This is a genomic window from Streptomyces sp. KR55 (assembly GCF_052245645.1).
GTDB lineage: Bacteria > Actinomycetota > Actinomycetes > Streptomycetales > Streptomycetaceae > Streptomyces > Streptomyces flavusporus.
The window spans coordinates 1-1061 of record NZ_JBQQCE010000946.1 but is presented as its reverse complement, the minus strand read 5'-3'; the positions used below and the strand labels follow the sequence as shown (position 1 = coordinate 1061).

The following is a 1061-nucleotide window of genomic DNA, read 5'->3' as shown; positions in this document are numbered from 1 at the left end:
TGTTCTGTCCACGGAGGTTGGTGACGCAGGTCTCGGCTGAGGGATCTTGAAATGGGTGAGGGCCTTCTGGCCTGGTGTGGATTGCGACATCTGCACCGGCGACCAGAGAGGCCCTCGTGCCCCACCGTAATGCACCCCTGACAGAGACCGGACGTCTGCGCCTTGCCCGCTGCGTGGTCGAGGACGGCTGGACCCTGCGCCGGGCCGCCGAACGCTTCCAGGTCTCTGCGACCACAGCTCAGCGGTGGGCCGACCGTTATCCCACGGTGAGGCCGGGATGAGCGATCTCTCCAGCCGTCCACACACCAGCCCGCGCCGCACCCCGACCCGCACCGAACGCCGGATCATCAAGGTCCGCGTCCTGCGCCGCTGGGGACCGGCCCGCATCGCACACCTGCTGCGGCTGGTGCCCTCCACCGTGCACCGCGTCCTGACCCGCTACCGCCTGGCCCGCCTCACACACCTGGACCGGGCCACCGGCCGCGTCATACGCCGCTACGAACGTGCCCGGCCAGGCGAGTTGGTGCATGTCGACATCAAGAAGCTCGGCAACATCCCCGACGGCGGTGGCCACAAGGCGCTCGGCCGCCAGGCAGGCCGCAAGACCCGCTCCGGCGCCGGCTACAGCTACCTGCACACCGCCGTCGACGACCACTCCCGCCTGGCCTACAGCGAGATCCACACAGACGAGAAGAAGGAGACCGCCACCGGCTTCTGGACCCGCGCCCAGGCGTTCTTCGCCCAGGCCGGGATCACCGTCGAGCGGGTTCTGACCGACAACGGCTCCTGCTACCGCTCACGCGACTGGCGCGACGCACTCGCCGACGCCGGGATCACCCACAAGCGCACCCGGCCCTACCGGCCACAGACCAACGGCAAGGTCGAACGCTTCAACCGCACCCTGCTCGATGAGTGGGCCTACGCCCGCCCCTACCGATCAGAACAGGAACGACGCGACGCCTTCCCCGGCTGGCTGCACACCTACAATCACCACCGCGGACACACCGCGCTCAAGGGCCAGCCACCCGCCAGCCGCGTTCCTAACCTCTCAGGGCAATACA

1 pseudogene is annotated in these 1061 nt (G+C 68.7%); it reads left to right on the top strand.

The features are described 5' to 3' along the window. Nucleotides 1–116: 116 nt before the first annotated feature. Nucleotides 117–1061 (top strand): annotated as a pseudogene (locus ACTWQJ_RS51715) (IS481 family transposase); the annotation flags it as partial.